Annotated in this window: 15 protein-coding genes; 12 read left to right on the forward strand and 3 right to left on the reverse strand. The window is 57.7% G+C overall.

What is annotated here, in order from left to right; translation table 11 throughout:
- The first annotated feature begins 65 nt into the window (after positions 1-65).
- The 4 genes from ACR0A1_RS07780 to mdoH are packed head-to-tail and all read left to right on the forward strand — an operon-like array spanning position 66 to position 6,051.
- Positions 66-1,436, forward strand: coding sequence for a tetratricopeptide repeat protein (locus tag ACR0A1_RS07780; RefSeq protein ID WP_480866941.1), 1,371 nt, complete (start codon positions 66-68; stop codon positions 1,434-1,436).
- A gap of 33 nt (positions 1,437-1,469) precedes the next feature.
- Positions 1,470-2,687, forward strand: coding sequence for an OpgC family protein (locus ACR0A1_RS07785; protein WP_480866942.1), 1,218 nt, complete (start codon positions 1,470-1,472; stop codon positions 2,685-2,687).
- Positions 2,684-4,183, forward strand: coding sequence for an OpgD/OpgG family glucan biosynthesis protein (locus tag ACR0A1_RS07790; RefSeq protein WP_480866944.1), 1,500 nt, complete (start codon positions 2,684-2,686; stop codon positions 4,181-4,183). The genes ACR0A1_RS07785 and ACR0A1_RS07790 overlap by 4 nt, the downstream gene beginning before the upstream one ends.
- Positions 4,180-6,051 carry a glucans biosynthesis glucosyltransferase MdoH gene (mdoH, locus tag ACR0A1_RS07795; RefSeq protein WP_480866946.1) on the forward strand — a complete coding sequence of 624 codons (1,872 nt, stop codon included), beginning with the start codon at positions 4,180-4,182 and terminating at the stop codon, positions 6,049-6,051. Before ACR0A1_RS07790 ends, mdoH begins: the two co-directional genes overlap by 4 nt.
- Here mdoH and ACR0A1_RS07800 read toward each other — a convergent pair whose 3' ends face one another.
- Together ACR0A1_RS07800 and ACR0A1_RS07805 are read right to left on the reverse strand one after the other, a co-directional pair.
- The gene (locus tag ACR0A1_RS07800; protein WP_170391879.1) at positions 6,052-6,867 is read right to left on the reverse strand and encodes a PHB depolymerase family esterase; all 816 of its coding nucleotides are present in this window, start codon (positions 6,865-6,867) and stop codon (positions 6,052-6,054) included.
- A complete protein-coding gene (locus ACR0A1_RS07805) occupies positions 6,864-7,337 on the reverse strand; it encodes a rhodanese-like domain-containing protein (protein WP_480866948.1) in 474 nt (157 codons plus the stop codon). Before ACR0A1_RS07805 ends, ACR0A1_RS07800 begins: the two co-directional genes overlap by 4 nt.
- Positions 7,338-7,557: 220 nt before the next feature.
- Here ACR0A1_RS07805 and ACR0A1_RS07810 point away from each other — a divergent pair, with 220 nt between their 5' ends.
- The 7 genes from ACR0A1_RS07810 to selD are packed head-to-tail and all read left to right on the forward strand — an operon-like array spanning position 7,558 to position 15,644.
- Positions 7,558-10,428, forward strand: a complete 2,871-nt coding sequence (locus ACR0A1_RS07810) for a monovalent cation/H+ antiporter subunit A (protein WP_170401275.1) — start codon at positions 7,558-7,560, stop codon at positions 10,426-10,428.
- Positions 10,428-10,787: a Na+/H+ antiporter subunit C gene (locus tag ACR0A1_RS07815; RefSeq protein WP_170391885.1), complete on the forward strand. Its 360-nt coding sequence runs from the start codon at positions 10,428-10,430 to the stop codon at positions 10,785-10,787. The genes ACR0A1_RS07810 and ACR0A1_RS07815 overlap by 1 nt, the downstream gene beginning before the upstream one ends.
- The gene (locus ACR0A1_RS07820) at positions 10,784-12,322 is read left to right on the forward strand and encodes a monovalent cation/H+ antiporter subunit D (protein WP_480866950.1); all 1,539 of its coding nucleotides are present in this window, start codon (positions 10,784-10,786) and stop codon (positions 12,320-12,322) included. The genes ACR0A1_RS07815 and ACR0A1_RS07820 overlap by 4 nt, the downstream gene beginning before the upstream one ends.
- Positions 12,322-12,819: a Na+/H+ antiporter subunit E gene (locus tag ACR0A1_RS07825; protein WP_170392908.1), complete on the forward strand. Its 498-nt coding sequence runs from the start codon at positions 12,322-12,324 to the stop codon at positions 12,817-12,819. The genes ACR0A1_RS07820 and ACR0A1_RS07825 overlap by 1 nt, the downstream gene beginning before the upstream one ends.
- Positions 12,816-13,085, forward strand: a complete 270-nt coding sequence (locus ACR0A1_RS07830; RefSeq protein WP_170391889.1) for a K+/H+ antiporter subunit F — start codon at positions 12,816-12,818, stop codon at positions 13,083-13,085. The genes ACR0A1_RS07825 and ACR0A1_RS07830 overlap by 4 nt, the downstream gene beginning before the upstream one ends.
- Positions 13,086-13,092: 7 nt before the next feature.
- Entirely contained in the window at positions 13,093-13,479 is a 387-nt protein-coding gene (locus ACR0A1_RS07835; protein ID WP_170401276.1) for a Na+/H+ antiporter subunit G, read from the forward strand.
- 5 nt (positions 13,480-13,484) lie between these two features.
- On the forward strand, positions 13,485-15,644 hold the full coding sequence (selD, locus tag ACR0A1_RS07840; protein WP_480866952.1) for a selenide, water dikinase SelD: 2,160 nt from the start codon (positions 13,485-13,487) through the stop codon (positions 15,642-15,644).
- Here selD and mnmH read toward each other — a convergent pair.
- Positions 15,635-16,687, reverse strand: coding sequence for a tRNA 2-selenouridine(34) synthase MnmH (gene mnmH, locus ACR0A1_RS07845; RefSeq protein WP_480866954.1), 1,053 nt, complete (start codon positions 16,685-16,687; stop codon positions 15,635-15,637). The genes selD and mnmH overlap by 10 nt on opposite strands.
- A 151-nt stretch (positions 16,688-16,838) precedes the next feature.
- Between mnmH and ACR0A1_RS07850 the strand changes: the two genes are divergently transcribed.
- On the forward strand, positions 16,839-18,491 hold the full coding sequence (locus tag ACR0A1_RS07850) for a tetratricopeptide repeat-containing sulfotransferase family protein (RefSeq protein ID WP_480866956.1): 1,653 nt from the start codon (positions 16,839-16,841) through the stop codon (positions 18,489-18,491).
- Positions 18,492-18,525 lie beyond the last annotated feature (34 nt).

Consider the following 18,525-nt stretch of genomic DNA (forward strand, 5'->3'; position numbering starts at 1 on the left):
CGACCCGGCTGCACACTCTGTTACATCGAACAGTGTAGAACGTCGCAATCAGATTGGACCCGAGTATGAAACAAGACGTCTTTGGACAGATGAACACCCTGAACCAGCCCGCAAGCGTCGAGGCATGGGATGGTGTTCTCCTTGGGTTCATGGCGCATGCCGCTGTAACACCGCAATATCTGGGCAAGGTTCTGGAGCTTGAGCCGGACTTTGCGCTGGGCCATGCGGTCAAAGGGTTGTTCATGGTTCTGCTGGGCCGGCGTGAGATGATCGCGGTCGCTGCCGAAGCGCTGAGTGCCGCGAATGCAGCGATGGAGCGTCAGCCCGTTTCAGCCCGGGAAAGGCTATATGTCGAGGCGCTGGGTTTGTATATGGCCGACCTTCCATCACAGGCCGTTCAGAAATTTGAAGAGATTCTGCGAGCGCACCCAACTGATACTTTGGCCATGAAGCTCAGCCATGCGACGCGTTTCGTTCTGGGCGATGCGGCGGGGATGCGTCGGTCGATCGAACGGGTGATGCCAGCGTATGAACCCGACCACGCCGGACGTGGATACTTGCTGGGATGCCACTCGTTCGCGCTGGAGGAAACCGGCGCCTACGAGAAAGCCGAGATCGCCGGTCGTCAGGCCTTGTGGATGGTTTCGGACGACGCCTGGGGATTGCACGCTGTAGCGCACGTGCACGAGATGACGGGCAACGCGCAGCTGGGACTGGACTGGCTCGCGGGACGCGAGGACGCTTGGGCGCATTGCAACAATTTCCGCTATCATGTCTGGTGGCACAAGGCGCTGATGCATCTGGATTTGGGGCAAGTCGATCAAGTTATGGCGCTTTACGATCATCACATCCGCCAGGACAAAACCGACGACTATCGCGATATCTCGAATGCAACCTCGCTGCTGTCCCGGCTAGAGCTTGAGGGCGTTGATGTTGGCAACCGCTGGGAAGAACTGGCCGATCTCAGCGCAGCCCGAACCGAAGACGGATGCTTGATCTTCGCCGATCTTCACTACTTGCTGGCATTGACCGGGGACAATCGTTCGGAGGCTACGGCAAATATGCTGCAGCGTATTCAAAATGACGCCCAGCGCAATCAGGGTGACACGCCGATCCGCATGTCCGACCCGGGCATTGCCGCCGCCAAGGGGCTTGAGGCCTTTGGAGAAGGCCTTTACGGTCAAGCCTTTGATTTTCTTTCAAATGCCCGGGGTGGGATGCAACTGGCGGGTGGCAGCCACGCCCAACGTGATGTATTCGAGCGTATCACCATTGATTCCGGCCTGCGCGCTGGCCGCCTGGATGCTGTCGAGCGCATCCTGGACGACCGCCGCGCCAAACGTGCCGGGGGAGAGGACAATTACGCCCTCGCCCGCCGAGAATTGATCGAGGCCGCACGCGACAGCGGCGACGCACAAAGCGTCCCCGCCGAATAACAACAATAAAAGACCAAGAAGGACAGAAACCGTATGGCGACCGCATCGCCCGCTTCTGATTTTGCTCCGGTGGCGTCTCAGGTCGCCGCCCCCGCCGCTACGCGCGATCCGCGGTTGGATTTCTATCGCGGCATCGCGATGTTCATCATCCTGATTGCCCATATTCCGAACGATCCGTGGGCCAAATGGATACCTGCCCGCTTTGGCTTTTCGGACGCAACCGAGATCTTCGTATTCTGTTCAGGCATGGCTTCGGCAATTGCTTTTGGGGGGGCGTTCATGCGCAAAGGCTGGTGGATGGGCACCGCACGCGTGAGCTTTCGCATCTGGCAGGTCTACTGGGCGCATATCTGCCTGTTCTTCTTTGTCGCGATGACAATGGCGGCCCTGAACCAGAGTGGGCTGTTCGAGAAAAACTATATCTCCTCTCTCAATCTACAGCATTTCTTCAACGATCCGGCGTCACAGATCGTCGGACTGTTCACCCTGACCTATGTGCCGAACTACTTCGATATTCTACCGATGTATCTGGTGGTACTGGCGATGATGCCCCTGTTTATGGGGCTATATCGTATCGGATTCTGGGCGGTCGCCATGGCCTCGGTCACGATTTGGCTCGTTGCACAATTCGACTACCTTGACCTGCCGGCCGAGCCCTGGTCAGAGCGCCAGTGGTTCTTCAACCCATTCGGGTGGCAATTGCTGTTCTTCACCGGCTTTGCGTTCATGCGAGGTTGGATTCCAGCGCCGCCGGTGTCGAAAACTCTGATCTGGGCGGCAGCATTGTTTTTGATCTTCTCGATGCCGTTCGGCTCGTGGAAGGTATTCACTTGGATCAATGCAGCAGCCCCTGATCTGGCTGATGAGATTCGCAAGGTCTGGCCAGTGACCAAAGAATTTCGCGACAAGACCGACTTTGGTCTATTCCGATATCTGCATTTTCTGTCGCTTGCCTATCTGGGTTGGGTTATCGCCGGTGAGCATGGCCGTCGCCTGATAGCGACCGGTCAGGGGGCAGCTGCAAAAGTCTGGCAGTTCCTGCTGACCATCATCACCAAAGTGGGTCAGCAATCGCTCGCGGTGTTCGTATTTTCTATGGCAGCAGCACGACTTATCGGCGTCGGACTGGACCTGAGTGGGCGAGATGTTGCCAGTGTGTTCATCGCCAACATGATTGGCTTTGCCATGATCATCGGCGTGGCTTATCTGGCCGCCTGGTTCAAGTCACAACCTTGGAAATCAAAGAAATGAACTTTACACGTCGCGCTTTTCTCGCCTCATCAACGGCTCTGGCCTTCGCCCCAGCGGCATATGCCACAGGTGGAGAGACCCCGTTCAGCCGAGACGACGTCATCGCAATGGCCCGCGACCTGGCCAGCCGTGATTATGCCGAGCGTGAGATGGTTCCGCAGGAGTGGCAGGACCTGACGTATCAGCAATACCGTTCAATCCGGTTCCGGCTGGATCGCGCGCTCTGGTACGAGACCGAGACGCCCTTCAACGTCGATTTTTTCACGCCGGGCCTGTATTTTCCACGCACAGTGAAAGTATCGACCGTCGAGGACGGTATGACCAAGCCGGTCGCCTTTGATCTAGCCATGTTCGACAAGTCTGAAGACGTACCTGAGCTGCCCATTGACGACACGCTGGGCTTTTCAGGTCTACGCCTGCGTACTGAGATGCACCGCCCTGGCGAGACAGACGAGTTCTGCGTTTGGCAAGGGGCCAGCTATTTCCGCGCCATCGGTTTGCACGAAGTCTATGGCCTTTCGGCCAGAGGGCTCGCCTTGAAGACCGGCGATCCAGATGGCGAGGAATTCCCCGAATTCATTCGTTTCTGGTTGGAGCGTCCAGAACCGGATCAACGTAACATGGTCGTTCATGCGCTCATGGACAGCCCAAGCGTTACAGGGGCCTATCGCTTCCACGTTACCGCCGGTTCAGATTGCGTGATGGATATTGAAGCCACCCTGTTCCCACGTACCGAACTGCCCCATGTCGGCATCGCGCCCGGCACATCTATGTTCCTGTTCGATCAGACTAATCACAGCCGTTTCGATGATTTTCGCCCCGCAGTGCACGACAGTGACGGGTTGATGATCCGCAACGGCGCAGGAGAGGTTCTGTGGCGCCCGCTTGCGAACCCGACTCGCCTGCAGATCTCGTCTTTTGTCGACACAAACCCCCGCGGCTTTGGCCTGATGCAACGCAAGCGCAAGTTCTCGGACTATGCGGATCTTGAAGCCAATTATCACAAACGCCCAAGCTTGTGGGTCGAACCCAGCGAAGACTGGGGTAAAGGCACTGTCACGCTTGTCGAAATCCCAGCGGATCAGGAGATTTATGACAACATCGTCGCCTATTGGCGCCCGATGGAACCCTACGCAGCAGGCAGCCAGATTGATCTGTCCTATCGCCTGATCTGGGGCGAGGAACCGCAGCACACCCCTATGGCCCGCGTGATCAACACCGCGATGGGCGACAACACGTTCGGCGAGGGCCGTTTGGCTGTGATTGATTTCGAAGCCAGTGAGCTGCTTGACGATCCCGAGGCCATCACGGTGTTTGTCGACTCGCCCCATGCCGTAACTTCAGAAGGCGTTCTGCAGCGTAACCCAGACACGGGCGGGTTGCGGCTGGCGTTCTCATTCGAACCAGGCGAACGCAACCACGTGGAACTGCGCGCGCAGTTGCTGAAAGACAAACAACCAGCCTCTGAAGTCTGGCTTTACCGTTGGACCATATGAACCGCGATCTTCATATCATGCCGCCCGAGGCCCCTCTGGCGATGCCAGCGCAGAACTTTGCGCAGGGATTCCGCGATGCGCAGGTACCTGCCGGAGGTCGAATTCCTTCCGTCGGGTTCTGGCGCGCGCTGGTCTTCTCACCTGCCATGGCGGCGGCTTTGGGTCTGCTCTGGGTCATGTCCGACTGGTTCAGCGCCGAAGGGATTAATCTGGTCGAAGGTATCCTGCTGACGCTAATCTCGTTCAATTTCTTCTGGATTTCCTTCACGGTCTGCACCGTGCTGCTGGGCATGGTCTCGCTGTCCCGGCAAGAGCAGCCAAAGCGTGAAGGACGCTCGCAACCGTTGCGCGTGGCGCTGTTGACGCCTGTCTATAACGAAGTGCCGTGGAACGTGCTGGGGAACGCCCGTACGATGCTGGAAGACCTGCAGAAACGCGGTGGTCAGCACCACTATGCCATGTTCATTTTATCCGACACGCGCGACCCCGAGATCGCCGCGCAGGAACAGGCCAGTGTCGAGGCGCTACGGACCACGCTGGCACCGGGGCTTGAACTCTATTACCGCCGCCGCCCCCAGAATACGGATCGCAAGGTCGGTAATATTGCCGATTGGGTCAGCCGCTGGGGCGCGGACTGGGACGCGATGTTGGTGCTGGATGCCGACAGCCTGATGACGGGTCGCGCGATCTCGCGTCTGACCGATGCGCTAGCCCGCGATCCCGGCGCAGGCCTGATCCAAAGCTATCCGCAGCTTATTGGCGCGCAATCGGTCTTTGCCCGGATGCAGCAGTTTGCCAACGGCGTCTATGGTATCGCCTTTGCCGAAGGCCTCGCGCGCTGGTGCGGGCAAGAAGGCAATTATTGGGGCCACAACGCCATCATTCGCACCTGTGCATTTGCTTCTAGCGCAGGTCTGCCCAAGTTGCGGTCGCTCAACGGACAAGACAAGCTGATCATGAGCCACGATTTCGTCGAGGCCGGATTGCTGCGCCGCGCAGGATGGGCCGTGCGCTTTCTGCCGCGCATACGCGGATCATATGAGGAAACGCCCCCCACCCTCATTGACCACGCAATGCGCGATCGCCGCTGGTGTCAGGGCAACCTGCAGCACCTGAAACTGCTGGGTTCGACCGGCTTCCGCGCAGTCTCGCGGTTCCATATGTTCCACGGTGCGGTCGGATATCTGATGTCGCCGCTATGGTTCGCACTTTTGGTGATGTGGGCCTTGATCGGTCAGGGCAAGGACGCCTCGGTCCTGCATTACTTCAGCCCGGACAATCCGCTGTTCCCGCAATGGCCAGAAATGTCCGAAACACGCCATGTGCTGATCATTCTGGTGATGTATGCGATGCTATTGGCGCCCAAGGTTTTGGGCGTCGCTGCCCTGCCCCTCAGCGGTGTGCGCTATTCCGATTTCGGCGGAACGCGAAAATTCTTCACTTCATTTCTGTCCGAAGTCATCCTGTCGATCCTCTATGCCCCTATACTTATGGTGCAGCAGATGATTGCAGTGTTCCGCACCGCGTTGGGCATTCAAAAGGGCTGGTCCCCGCAAGCGCGCGATGGTGGCAGCTACGGGCTGCGCACGCTGATCCTGTGCCACAGCCTTGAGACTATCATCGGCGTCGCGCTTAGCGTTGGCATCCTCGCCGGTCTGGTCTCGGTCTGGCTGGCCCCGATTGCGATCAGCCTGGCACTGGCGATCCCACTGTCTGCGCTCAGCGGCGTATCGGCAGGCACCGCGCGCCGTATGGTTGGTATGCGCGAAGATGTCAGTGAGCCTGCAATTACGCGCTCGGCCCGGCGCTATCGCGATGAGTTGAAGCGATTGATCGAAGGCAAGGGCGTGGTCACACCGGCGGAATGATCACCCGCCGGGCAGGCCCTCGTACCAGTCTACCATCATATCGGCCCAACCGTTTGGCACCGTATGGCCGCCCGGGAACAGCGCAAATTCCAAGGCGCTACCTTCGGCACATCCCATCCAGTTGCGACGCATAAACTGGCCCGTGGTAGAAAACCCGCTGGGCTTGGTATCGGCACACTCATTGGCGACCCGCCAGATTTCCAATCCGGCAAAGATATCGCCCTGGTGGAAACGGCCTCCGCCCAAAAGGCGGCCCTCCAGCGGCACCACATTGTCCGTCCAACCATGGGTGTGGAACATGCGTACCGGACCATCACAGCTTTCGGGATGTGGCCGCCAGAACCCGCCTGAAACCGGGACATAAGCAGAAAATGAATCCGGCGCAGCGCAGGCGAGGTAATAAACCATGAACGCGCCAGCCGAGAAGCCGCCCAGCACCACGCGATCCGGGTCGATATCAAACCGGTCGGCGGCGTCCTGCACTACTTCACGAAGAAAAGCGGGTTCATCCCGACCTTCCCAACCGGGAAAGAAGTTCCAGCTTTTTCGGCCGTTTCTCTCGGACCCTTCCGGTGCCATCACCGCGTAGCCGCGCGCCAGCAACGGCTCGACCATGGATCGATTCTTGAGCGTACCGGTGGCGCTGCCGCCATAGCCGTGCAGGAACACAACCAGCGGAGGGTTCTCCGCTTTCGGCAGTTCGATGTGATATCCGCCTGATGCGGTTTCGCACATCCCCTCGGTATCGCCACAAGCCGCAAGGCCAGGTTGCCCGGCAAAAACAAAGCACGCGGCCAACCAGTGTCTGACACTCATCCCGTTTCCTCTTCATAATCGTTGACAGGCAACCCAGCCCGCACCCAACCGGGCCCAGCCGCCGAACCCAGCATGCCCTCGGGCACGTCAATGATATTGGTAAATCCAGCCTCGGTCAGTTTATTGCTTAATCGGGCCGAGCGCACCCCGCGTGCACAGATCAGTGCGACAGGTGCAGATCGGTCCCCCCCGAGCAGATGGTCCAAGGCCTGCACGAAATCCTCACGACGCATGTCGAGCGGATGGGCCGCTTCGGCGACCCCGGTCGCCCGCCATTCGCGTGGGGTTCGGATATCGATAAGATGGATCGCGCCGTCGAGAGCCTGTTGATGGGCCGTGGCCGCCGCAATCTGACCACCAGCATAGGCCTGCGGGATCAGCCGGTATTCGCGGATTGCGAAACCCGCTGCAATGACGGCCCCTCCGCCCAATAGGACCCATCTGCGGGTTCGGCGTTTCCCTTCTGCCATGCGGCACTCTCCTGCATTGTCAGATCGGTATTATCATATGGCAATTCGCGACGCTTTCAGGAAATCCAACCCTAAGATCAAGTTCGCGTCATAGTTACACAGGTAGATCACGTCCAATATGTGCGCTTTAGGACCTTTCGGAACCTTGCAATTTCCGGACAGTCAATAAATTATCCCTAGTAATTCAGTCATATTGACCGCACAGACCGGAGTATCGCACTTGTCCCTATTCCTTATCGCGGCCCTTCCCTTCCTCGGAGCTGTCTTTCCGGCCCTCCTGATCCGGGCAGGACGAAACGCAGCAGCATCAGCGGCTGGGTTGACCACCTTCCTCGCGTTGATGGGATTGCTGATCCACATTCCCAGCGTCATGCGCGGTGATGTTGTGACCGCGCGGTTCGACTGGATACCCGGGCTTGGACTAAACGCGAACTTCATGCTGGACGGCCTGGGTTTTTTGTTCGCCCTGCTGATCCTGGGCATCGGTCTTCTGATCATCCTCTACGCACGATTCTACTTGTCGCGCGAGGATCCGATGGGGCAGTTCTATACCTATCTGCTGCTGTTTCAGGGCGCGATGGTGGGAATTGTTCTGTCCGACAATATCCTGCTTCTGCTAATATTCTGGGAACTTACGTCGCTCAGTTCATTCTTGCTGATTGGTTACTGGAAGCACTTGCCCGAGGGTCGTCAAGGCGCGCGTATGGCTTTGGCCGTGACCGGCTCGGGCGGGCTGGCGATGATCGCAGGGATGCTTATCCTCGGCAATATCGTGGGATCTTATGACCTGAGTGTCATTCTGCAGAACAAAGAGCTGATCCAGTCCTCGCCGTACTACCTTCCTGCGCTGATCCTGATCTTGCTTGGCTGTTTCACCAAATCGGCGCAATTCCCGTTCCATTTCTGGCTGCCGCACGCGATGGCGGCTCCGACGCCAGTGTCGGCCTATCTGCACTCGGCCACAATGGTGAAGGCAGGCCTGTTCCTGATGGCCCGGATGTGGCCGGTTCTGGCGGGTACGGATGCGTGGTTCTACATCGTCGCCACTACCGGTTTGATCACCATGCTGCTGGGTGCCGTGATTGCGCTGTTCAAGGATGACCTAAAGGCGCTGTTGGCGTTTTCGACGGTGTCCCATCTGGGTCTCGTGACGATGCTACTGGGCTTTGGCACGACGATCGCCGCTGTTGCAGCCGTCTTCCACATCATCAACCACGCGACGTTCAAGGCGGCCTTGTTCATGACCGCCGGGATCGTGGACCACGAGACCGGCACACGCGATGTCAAACGGCTGGGTGGTTTGCGGCATCTGATGCCGATCACTTTTACTATCGGCACCATCGCTGCCTTGTCGATGGCTGGTCTGCCACCGCTGAATGGCTTCCTCTCGAAAGAGATGATGCTGGAAGAGACAGTCCACACGACTTGGCTTAACTCACCTTACTTGGTACCCGGCTTGGCGCTTTTGGCTGCGCTATTTTCAGCGGCCTACTCCTTTCGCTTTGTCAGCCATGTCTTCCTTGGGCCCGAGCGGGACGATTACCCCGCGCATCCGCATGACCCGCCTGTCGGTCTTTGGTTGGCGCCGGCGTTCCTTGTGGTGCTGGTTGTTCTGATCGGTCTTTATTCCGCAGCCATCGTTGGCCCGCTTGTCGCGGTTGTCTCCAGCGCGGTGATCGGGGGCGAGAAGCTGCCTTATTACTCGCTGAAACTGTGGCACGGCTTTACACCTGCGCTTTACATGTCGGTGGTCGCGACGCTGGGAGGCCTGTTCCTGCTGTCGTTGCACAAACGCGGCGACCAGATATGGAACGCCCTGCCCCGGCCCGAGGCAAAGGTGATCTTCGAGGCAATCATCGACGCGCTGACCCGTCTCAGCCGCTGGATTACGGACGAGCTGCATAATGGTGTGCTCAGCCGGTATGCGATCATCTTCGTGGCTTTTGTCGTTGGGCTTGGCTACTACGCCTACACCACCGGCACCATTGGCGTTGAAACACGCGTACCGCTTGAGGCTCAGGTCATCCCGATCATCGGCTGGATCTGTCTGGTGGGTGCGACGCTGGCGATCATGTGGTTCCACCGCAACCGTCTGCTTTCACTGGTGTTGATCGGGGTGGTTGGCCTGATCGTTTCGATGGCATTCAACTACCTTTCTGCCCCCGATCTGGCGCTGACACAGATTTCGGTCGAAGTGGTGACGATGATCCTGCTGTTGTTGTCGCTGAACTTTCTGCCGACCGATACACCCTGGGACAGCAGCGCGGCACGGCGTTGGCGTGATGCGGCAATTTCGGTGGTTGCCGGGATCGGCTCAGGCGCTTTGATCTATGCGCTGATGATGCGGGATTTTGCTTTCCCTACGATCTCGGAATTCCATCTGGCCAATTCGTACAAAGGTGGCGGTGGCACCAACGTCGTGAACGTGATCCTCGTAGACTTCCGGGGTTTTGATACCTTTGGCGAGATCATCGTGCTGGGCATCGCAGCCCTGATCATCTACGCCCTGACCGAAGCAGTGCTGAGCACCAATGTGCGCAGTTACCTGCTGAACCGTAAACCACATTGGCCGCAGTCGGGTGACTCTCACCCATTGATGATGGTGGTCGTCACCCGCGTGATGATGCCCATCGCATTAATGGTCGGGGCCTATATCTTCTTCCGAGGCCACAACCAGCCCGGCGGCGGCTTCATCGCAGGCCTCATCGTCGCGATCGCCTTCCTGATGCAATATATGGCCAGCGGCTATACCTGGGCGATTGAACGGCAGCGGTTCTACTATCACGGCACCATCGGTTGGGGCGTTCTGATCGCCGCTGCCACTGGTCTGGGTGCATGGTTCAATGAACGCCCGTTCCTGACCAGCGATTTCGGTTATATCCACTGGCCCCCGCTGGAAGAATTCGAATGGGCCACCGCGATTCTGTTCGATACCGGCGTCTTCCTTGCGGTACTGGGCGCTGTGATGCTGGCGCTCGACAGCCTGTCGCGCTTCGCGTGGCAGCCGGGAATGGCACAAGAATTCCCGATGGATATCAACCCGCTGCGGGATAGCCCTCAGGATGAAGATAACGAGAAGGAGCAGGCCTGATGGAAGCGCTCGTAGCCTCTGCAGTCGGCGTGATGACCGCCGCCGGGATATTTCTGATCCTGCGCCGTCGTACATTCCCAGTCATTCTGGGCCTGTCCCTGATCACCTATGCGGTGAACGTGTTCCTATTCGCCACCGGGCGGCTGGCGCTGAACGCACCTGCCGTTCTGAACAAATATGAAGATGTCCCCTATACCGACCCGCTACCGCAGGCGCTGGTGTTGACGGCCATCGTGATCTCATTCGGGATGACGGCGGTGATCGTGATGATTTCGCTGTCCGCCTATCTGTCCTCGAAGGATGACCATATCGATATGAGCGCAAGCGATAGCGTGGACGCGCCGGGAGAAGACGCATGAACCATTGGATCGTCGCGCCGATCGTCCTGCCCGCGATCCTGGCCCCGTTTATCATTATGGTGTTGCGATATCATTTGGACCTTCAACGCATCTTCTCGGTCGCCGGCGTCGTGGGATTGCTGGGTATCGCCTTGACCATTACCGCCCAGGCATCGGGTGGCGAGGTTCAGGTCTATGAGCTCGGCAACTGGCCCGCACCGTTCGGCATCGTAATGGTGTTGGACAAACTTTCGGCCATGATGGTGTTGTTGACGGCCCTGCTGGCCCTGCCGGTTGTCCTTTATGCCATCGGCTCTGGCTGGGATGAGAGAGGCAAACACTTCCATGCTCTACTCCATTTTCAGCTAATGGGTGTCTGCGGTGCTTTTCTCACCGGCGACGCCTTCAACCTCTTTGTGTTTTTCGAGGTCCTGCTGATTGCCTCTTACGGCCTCATGACGCATGCAGGTGGCGCAGTGCGGTTGAAGGCCGGGGTTCAGTACGTCGCCTATAACCTGCTCGGCTCGACCTTGTTCCTGTTTGCATTGGGTACGATTTATGCTGTGACCGGTACGCTCAACATGGCTGATCTGGCCGTTCGCGTGGCCGATATCCCACCCGAAGACACCGCCTTGCTGCGGGTTGGAGCAGTCTTGCTATTACTGGTTTTCTGTATCAAGGCCGCAGTGTTGCCACTGCATTTCTGGCTTCCTGCAAGCTACGCAAATGCGCCGCTGCCCGTTGCGGCGCTGTTCGCGATCATGACCAAAGTCGGTGCTTATTCGATCCTGCGGGTCTATACGCTGGTCTTTGGGCCCAATGTAGCCGCAACCGAAGGGCTAGTCGGTAGTTGGCTACAACCTGCAGCGCTGCTGACATTGGCCGTTGGCGCTATTGGCATTCTGGGCTCGCAACATATCGCGCGAATGGTGGCCTTTTGCGCCATCGCGTCGATGGGCACATTGCTGATTGCGATCTCGTTGTTTAGCGAGGCCGCGACGGCGGCAGCGCTCTACTATATCTTCCATTCGACGCTGGCGACGGCCCTGCTGTTCCTTGTCGCGGACATGGTAATGGAGCGCCGTGGCGGAGCCATAGCCCCTTCGACGCCGATGCCGCAATCCGGTCTGATCTCAGCCCTGTTCTTTGTCGGCGCCATCGCGATGGCTGGCATGCCGCCACTATCGGGCTTTGTGGGCAAGCTGCTGGTACTGGACGCCTCACGTGACGCGCCCGATGCAAATGCGGTCTGGGCCGTGATCTTGATCGGGTCGTTCGTCACAATCGTGGGTCTGGCCCGCGCGGGAACGCTGATCTTCTGGAAAAGTAACGACGCCCAACATAATGTGACGCCTGAGCCAACCGAAGAAGCCGGCCTACCAACCGCGCCCGAGCCCTATCCGGGCCTCGCCTTTACTTCGGTGTTCGGGGCGGTTCTGGGACTTGTGCTGCTGACACTGTTTGCAGGTCCGGCGCTGCAATATGCCAGCAACACGGCCGTGCAACTGTTCGCGCCGGAAGATTACATTTCGGCCGTGCTGGGAGGGGAAGAATGATGAAGCTTCTGCACCGTATATTTCCGCATCCCCATCTGACCGCACTACTTACACTGGTGTGGGTGTTTCTGGCAAACACCGGGTCTTTGAACTCGGTGGTCTTTGGCCTGCTACTGGGCATCATCATTCCGTTTATCACTCAGCCCTATTGGCCGGATCGCCCGAAACTGCGCAATTGGCCGATGGTGGCGGAATACATGTTGGTTGTCTTATGGGATATCGTGATGGCCAATATCGCGGTGGCCCGGATCATCCTGTTCAAACGCGACGCAGACCGCCAGCCAAGCTTTGTCAGCGTGCCGCTGGAACTGCGCACGCCCGAGGCCATCACAGTTCTGGCCGGAACCATCACCATGACCCCCGGCACCGTCAGTTGCGATTTGTCCGCACAAGGGCACTACCTGCTGGTTCATTGTCTGGATGCACCGAACCCCGAAGAGGTGCGCGACCAGATCAAACAACGCTATGAGCGCCGCCTGAAGGAGATTTTCGAATGATCACCTATGCGATCTACTTTGCTTTTGCCTGCTTCGGCGCTGCGATCATGATGTGCTTGTGGCGTATCATTACTGCCGACGGTGTCGGTACCCGTGTTCTGGCCCTAGATACAATGGTGATCAACACCATTGCTCTGCTTATCCTTTACGGCTTGAGTATCGAGACCGAAATCTTCTTTGAATCCGCCATGATCATCGCCATGCTCGGCTTTGTCTCAACCGTGGCTTATGCGCGCTTTATGCTGCGTGGCAATATCATCGAATGAGCGTGGCATGACCTTTATCTTCGAACTGCTCATCGCATTCTTCCTGATCGTATCGGGCATTTTCGGCTTTGTCGGATCATTCGGCATGATCAAGCTGAAAGACCCCATGTCCCGCCTGCACGCACCCACCAAGGCAACTACGCTGGGCGTGGGCGGCGTCCTACTGGCCTCGATCGCGCATTCGGTTTTGCTTGAGGGCAAACTGTCGATGCACGAGTTGTTGATCACGCTCTTTCTGTTCCTGACGGCCCCGATCACGGCCCTGTTCATTGCCAAATGGCACATTCATCGCCATGAAAAACCCAGTGATCTACCAGACGCAGGCGAGGATGAGCTTTGGGCCACCCACGCGGTCGAACAGGTCGAGGACGTCCCGGACCACAGTACGAACTGAGACCTATGCACAAACCTCTGCTGCCCCTAACCCGCGATCTGGTTCTGATAGGCGGAGGACACACGCACGCGCTACTGCTGCGCAAATGGGGTATGAAACCACTGTCCGGCGCGCGGGTTACGGTGATAAACCCCGGTCCCACCGCACCCTATTCGGGCATGTTGCCAGGATTTGTCGCTGGTCACTATCAGCGGTGGGAGCTTGATATTGATTTGGTGCGTCTGGCCCGCTTTGCCGGTACGCGGGTGATACTGGGCGCAGTTGAAGGTATCGACCCGGACACACGCCAAATCCATGTGCCCGGACGCCCGCCGGTGGCGTTTGACGTGGCCTCGGTCAATGTCGGGATCACCTCGGATATGCCAGCATTGCCGGGATTCGCCGAGCATGCCGTTCCGGCCAAGCCGCTCGGCCTCTTCGCCGCGCAATGGCAAAGCTATCTTTCAGGGACGGGCCGCGCCTCGGTCGCCGTGATCGGTGGTGGCGTTGCGGGAGTAGAGCTAGTCATGGCGATGGCCCATGCACTGCGTTCCAAAGGACGTGAAGCGCAGGTTACTTTGATCGACAGTGCAACGGCCCTGACAGCGACTGTCCCGAAGGCATCCGCCACCATCCGGCAGGCGATGGCGCACCTGGGGATCGAAGTTCTGGAAAACACATCAATCCAGAAGATTTCTGCGGGCGAAATCGAGCTAACGGGCGGTCGCCAGATACCAGCCGATTTCATCACCGGTGCTGCAGGCGCGCGGCCCTATGAGTGGATATCCAATACCGGCCTCGCGCTGCATGACGGTTTCATCAAAGTGAACGCGTCCCTGCAATCCAGCGATCCGGCGATTTTCGCCGCGGGAGATTGCGCCCATCTGTCCGAGAACCCGCGCCCCAAGGCAGGGGTCTACGCAGTGCGCGAGGCACCAATACTGTATGACAATTTGCGCGCCGCGCTAGGGTCTGGGAGTATGCGGCGTTACGTGCCGCAGAAGGATTACCTGAAACTCATCTCTCTGGGTGGAAAATCCGCACTGGCCGAACGATTGGGAACATCGTTCAGCGGACCGCTTATGTGGCAATGGAAAAACCATATCGATCAGAAGTTCATGAACCGATTCCGTGAACTGCCCCAAATGCTCACCACCGCATTGCCCCGTCATCACGCAGCAGGGCTGCAAGAGGCGTTGGGAGAAAAACCAATGTGCGGCGGGTGTGGTGCAAAGGTGGGTCGAGGCGCTTTGCAGGCCGCATTGCAGGAGTTGCCGCAGCTCGACAGGCCCGACATTACACCCCTGCCCGGTGACGATGCGGCGGTGCTGCTAACCGGTGGCACGCGACAGGTTATGACATCGGATCACTTACGCAGCTTCACCAACGATCCCGCCGTGATGACGCGTATCGCCGCTGTCCACGCGCTTGGTGATATCTGGGCAATGGGCGCTCGTCCGCAGGCTGCGACAGCAACGATCATCCTGCCGCGCATGTCAGCTGAGTTGCAGCAGCGCACAATGGCTGAGATCATGCATATTGCCAGCGACGTCATGCACCAAGCCGGGGCTGAGATCGTCGGCGGCCATAGCTCAATGGGTGACGAAATGACCATCGGGTTCACTCTGACCGGGCTCTGTGATGCTGAACCGATCACGCTGGGTGGCGCAAAACCTAATGACGCTTTGATCCTGACAAAGCCGTTGGGCAGCGGTGTTTTGATGGCGGCCGAAATGGCGGGCAAGGCGGAAGGCGCCTGGGTCGTGGCAGCTTTCGCGCAAATGATACAGCCGCAGGGTGAGGCGTCCCGCATCCTGAAAAATGCCCATGCGATGACGGATGTCACCGGTTTTGGTCTGGCGGGTCATTTGCATGGGATATGTGAAGCGTCAGGCTGCGGCGCAACCCTGTCTTTGGACGCGATTCCAGCTCTGGAAGGTGCGGCAGAGCTCAGTGATCAGGGCATTCGATCTACAATCTACACCGACAACCGTGCCATCGCCCCAGGCCTACCGACCGGCGGCAAGGCGGATTTGTTATTCGATCCTCAGACTGCGGGAGGTCTCTTGGCGGCCGTCGATGCCAACGAAGCCGAGCAAGTATGCTCGGGACTACGCGCCGCCGGTTACCCTGCCGCCTTGATTGGTCACATCGACGCGGCACCGGGCCTGCGTGTTCAAAGCTGATCCAGAACATTCTTGATCCGAGCCACCGTCGCCGACAGCCCGGTATCATCAAGTGACGGTGCCTCAATCTGCGCGATCACTTCGGCACGCTGCGCCTTACGCGATTTGGCATAGGCCGGGTCGTAATGCTGTTCCATCAATGCCTGTGTCAGTCCACGCTTGTCGCCGGCATTGATCAATTCCAGCCAACTATCCACAACCTCATGACCGCGATGAATGCGCAGTGGAGACAATCGATCACGTAGCCGTTCGCTATCCGACAGAATGTCATCGTAGGCAGACACCAGATACGCGGTGCGCGCAGCAATCGATGCTGTGATCTGGATGCGAGGTGCAGAACACAAGGCCGACCACAGGCTGGGCGGGAGGATCAGGTTTCCGATCTTGGATGATTCTGCTTCAACAACCACCGGACGCGCTGCATCCAGCTCGCCCAAGGAAGCGGCGAGCGCGGATTCGAAGGCTTTCTGACTGGGTTGCCCGCCCGGCATTTCGCCCAGCAATGAACCTCGGTGATTGGCCAGCCCTTCAAGGTCCAGGACTTGCGCGCCTTGCGCCTTTAGATGGCCCAACAGGTCTGTCTTGGCCGTCCCGGTATAACCATCCAGCGCGACTAATCGATATGGCAACACTTCATCATAGAGGAACTGCTTTACCAGTCGGCGATAGCTGCGATAGCCGCCTTCAACCACCTCGGCGCGCCAGCCGATTTGTTGCAACATCCAGGTAAATGATCCTGATCGCTGCCCGCCACGCCAGCAATAGACCAGCGGTTTCCAGTCGCCCTCATGATGGCTCAGGTGATCCTCGATATGGCCTGCCGCGTTGCGAAACACCAGCGCAGCACCCAGCTTGCGGGCCAGAAACGGGCTTTGCTGGACGTAGATAGTACCGACCCGTGCCCGTTCTTCATTGTTCAGAACCGGCAGATTGATAGCGCCCGGCATATGGTCTTCGGCGAACTCAGCCGGGCTACGCACGTCGATAACCGTATCAAACGTGTGGTTGTAGAATTGCTGCAGGCTGGAGACTTTCAAAACCATATCAACGGTCTATCCCGCATGGTGCCGGAAGAAAACCCAAGCCGCTGTTGAAGGTACCAGACCATAATACGGAACAGCCATTGCAAACCATCTTCGCTTGGGTAATGAACCATCGATACTGGTTTCTTATTGGCATGGGACGTGCGCACAAATGGCACAGCAGACCGCAAATTCCCTCAAGAGCAAAGCATTGGCCGATCTGGAGACAGGGAAGTTGCCGCAGGCCTTGAAAAAAGCGCAGCTTGGCATCAAGAAACACCCCAAGGATGCCGATTACCAAGCAATCGCAGGCTTTGTCCTGACCGAGATGAAGCGGTACAAGCAATCCATTCCACACTTTGCTGAAGCATCGCGAATGAAACCGGACGATGTTCAATTTGTCGAAAACCTCGCCAACGCGTTAATGCAGACAGGTCAAATTCCGCGTGCGCTGTCTTATGCCGAGCAGAAACTTGAACGCTTCCCGAATAACAAAGAACTGGTCCGCGTCATTGATGAAATTCAGCTCAAGGGACAGAATTGGCGCCTGATCATCGACCATACGACGAAAAAACTGGAAAAAGACCCTGACAATGCAGATTTGCTTTGGTTGCGGGCCCGCGCCTACGGAGAGGTCGGATTCTCCGATCACAGCTCTCAGGACATTGCCCGCGCTTATGGGATCGCATCTGAAAATGAAAAAATCGCATTGTCAAAAGCCGTAGACTTGTATCAATCGGGCGACAAAGAGGGCTCAAAAACCATTTTGCGCGCTGTACTCGAGAGAAACAAGTTTTGCGCGGCGGCACTCTACCAAATGTCTCTAATGGTGGACAATGACCATGCCGAGAGCCTTGCGCGTGCTGTCGACACCGCAATTTCAGAAAGTGATCACGCCAACTCGGTGCTTGAATTCGCAAAGGCGCACTTGATCTCCAAACGTGATGGGCTGTTCTCGGCGCTCCCCCACTTTGCGCGGGCCAATGCCATTCAACACAACGTGAATCCCTATGACAGTACGCAAGAAGAGAAACGGTTCAAAGAAATCAGCGCGTTTTTTCCCCTGAATGTACCCCCTGCGACAGCAGGCGTAAGCGATGGGCCCAAGCCGATATTCGTGGTCGGACAGCCACGATCAGGCACAACACTGATGGAAATGATGCTTAGTTCGGCACCGGATATCGCCGGCTGCGGAGAGCTGACGATTGCAGGTGAATTATCCCAGAAGGTCAGAGAGAGCGGCAAACCATTTGACGCAGACGCAGCTGCTGAATGTGCAGCAGAGTTTCGCAGGCTGATGCCACCCTTACCCGAAAGTTCGACCGCATTCGTTGACAAGATGCCACATAACTATCAGCGGCTCGGCTTCATAATGTCAGCGTTCCCGAATGCCCGCGTGATCAACATGTTGCGCGATCCAAGGGATGTGGGGCTATCAAAATGGATCAGGCGTTTTCATTCACCGGGTATGCGCTATGCATCCAATCTTGAATCGATTGCCCACTCGGCCAACCTGTACCGGTGCTATCTATCTCATTGGGAAAAGCTGTTCGGTGATCGTATTCTGACGGTTCGATATGAGGACCTGGTAGTCGACCCCAAAACCTGTATCCAGCAAGTCGCCGCCTTCTGCGGTATCGACTGGGATGAGCGGATGATGACCCCTGAGAAAAATACTAGGAAAGTCCGCACCGCCAGCACCGATCAGGTGCGCAAGAAAATCTCAACCGGGTCAATTGGTGGCTGGCAAGAGGTTGCGGATCAAATTCAGCCGATGTTGGATGGGCTGGATCAGGCGTTGTGGCCCGAATACAGGTTCGATTGACCAAAAAAAGGCCGCCCCGAGAGACGGCCTTTTT

The organism is Ruegeria sp. D6, assembly GCF_056534365.1.

Excerpts from the sequence above, each read along its gene's own strand:
- ACR0A1_RS07800 (WP_170391879.1), bottom strand. The coding sequence starts at position 6,867 with ATGAGTGTCAGACACTGGTTGGCCGCGTGCTTTGTTTTTGCCGGGCAA.
- ACR0A1_RS07820 (WP_480866950.1), top strand. The coding sequence starts at position 10,784 with ATGAACCATTGGATCGTCGCGCCGATCGTCCTGCCCGCGATCCTGGCC.
- mdoH (WP_480866946.1), top strand. The coding sequence starts at position 4,180 with ATGAACCGCGATCTTCATATCATGCCGCCCGAGGCCCCTCTGGCGATG.
- ACR0A1_RS07835 (WP_170401276.1), top strand. The coding sequence starts at position 13,093 with ATGACCTTTATCTTCGAACTGCTCATCGCATTCTTCCTGATCGTATCG.
- ACR0A1_RS07785 (WP_480866942.1), top strand. The coding sequence starts at position 1,470 with ATGGCGACCGCATCGCCCGCTTCTGATTTTGCTCCGGTGGCGTCTCAG.
- ACR0A1_RS07790 (WP_480866944.1), top strand. The coding sequence starts at position 2,684 with ATGAACTTTACACGTCGCGCTTTTCTCGCCTCATCAACGGCTCTGGCC.
- ACR0A1_RS07830 (WP_170391889.1), top strand. The coding sequence starts at position 12,816 with ATGATCACCTATGCGATCTACTTTGCTTTTGCCTGCTTCGGCGCTGCG.
- ACR0A1_RS07815 (WP_170391885.1), top strand. The coding sequence starts at position 10,428 with ATGGAAGCGCTCGTAGCCTCTGCAGTCGGCGTGATGACCGCCGCCGGG.
- ACR0A1_RS07780 (WP_480866941.1), top strand. The coding sequence starts at position 66 with ATGAAACAAGACGTCTTTGGACAGATGAACACCCTGAACCAGCCCGCA.
- ACR0A1_RS07805 (WP_480866948.1), bottom strand. The coding sequence starts at position 7,337 with ATGGCAGAAGGGAAACGCCGAACCCGCAGATGGGTCCTATTGGGCGGA.
- mnmH (WP_480866954.1), bottom strand. The coding sequence starts at position 16,687 with ATGGTTTTGAAAGTCTCCAGCCTGCAGCAATTCTACAACCACACGTTT.
- selD (WP_480866952.1), top strand. The coding sequence starts at position 13,485 with ATGCACAAACCTCTGCTGCCCCTAACCCGCGATCTGGTTCTGATAGGC.
- ACR0A1_RS07850 (WP_480866956.1), top strand. The coding sequence starts at position 16,839 with ATGGCACAGCAGACCGCAAATTCCCTCAAGAGCAAAGCATTGGCCGAT.
- ACR0A1_RS07825 (WP_170392908.1), top strand. The coding sequence starts at position 12,322 with ATGAAGCTTCTGCACCGTATATTTCCGCATCCCCATCTGACCGCACTA.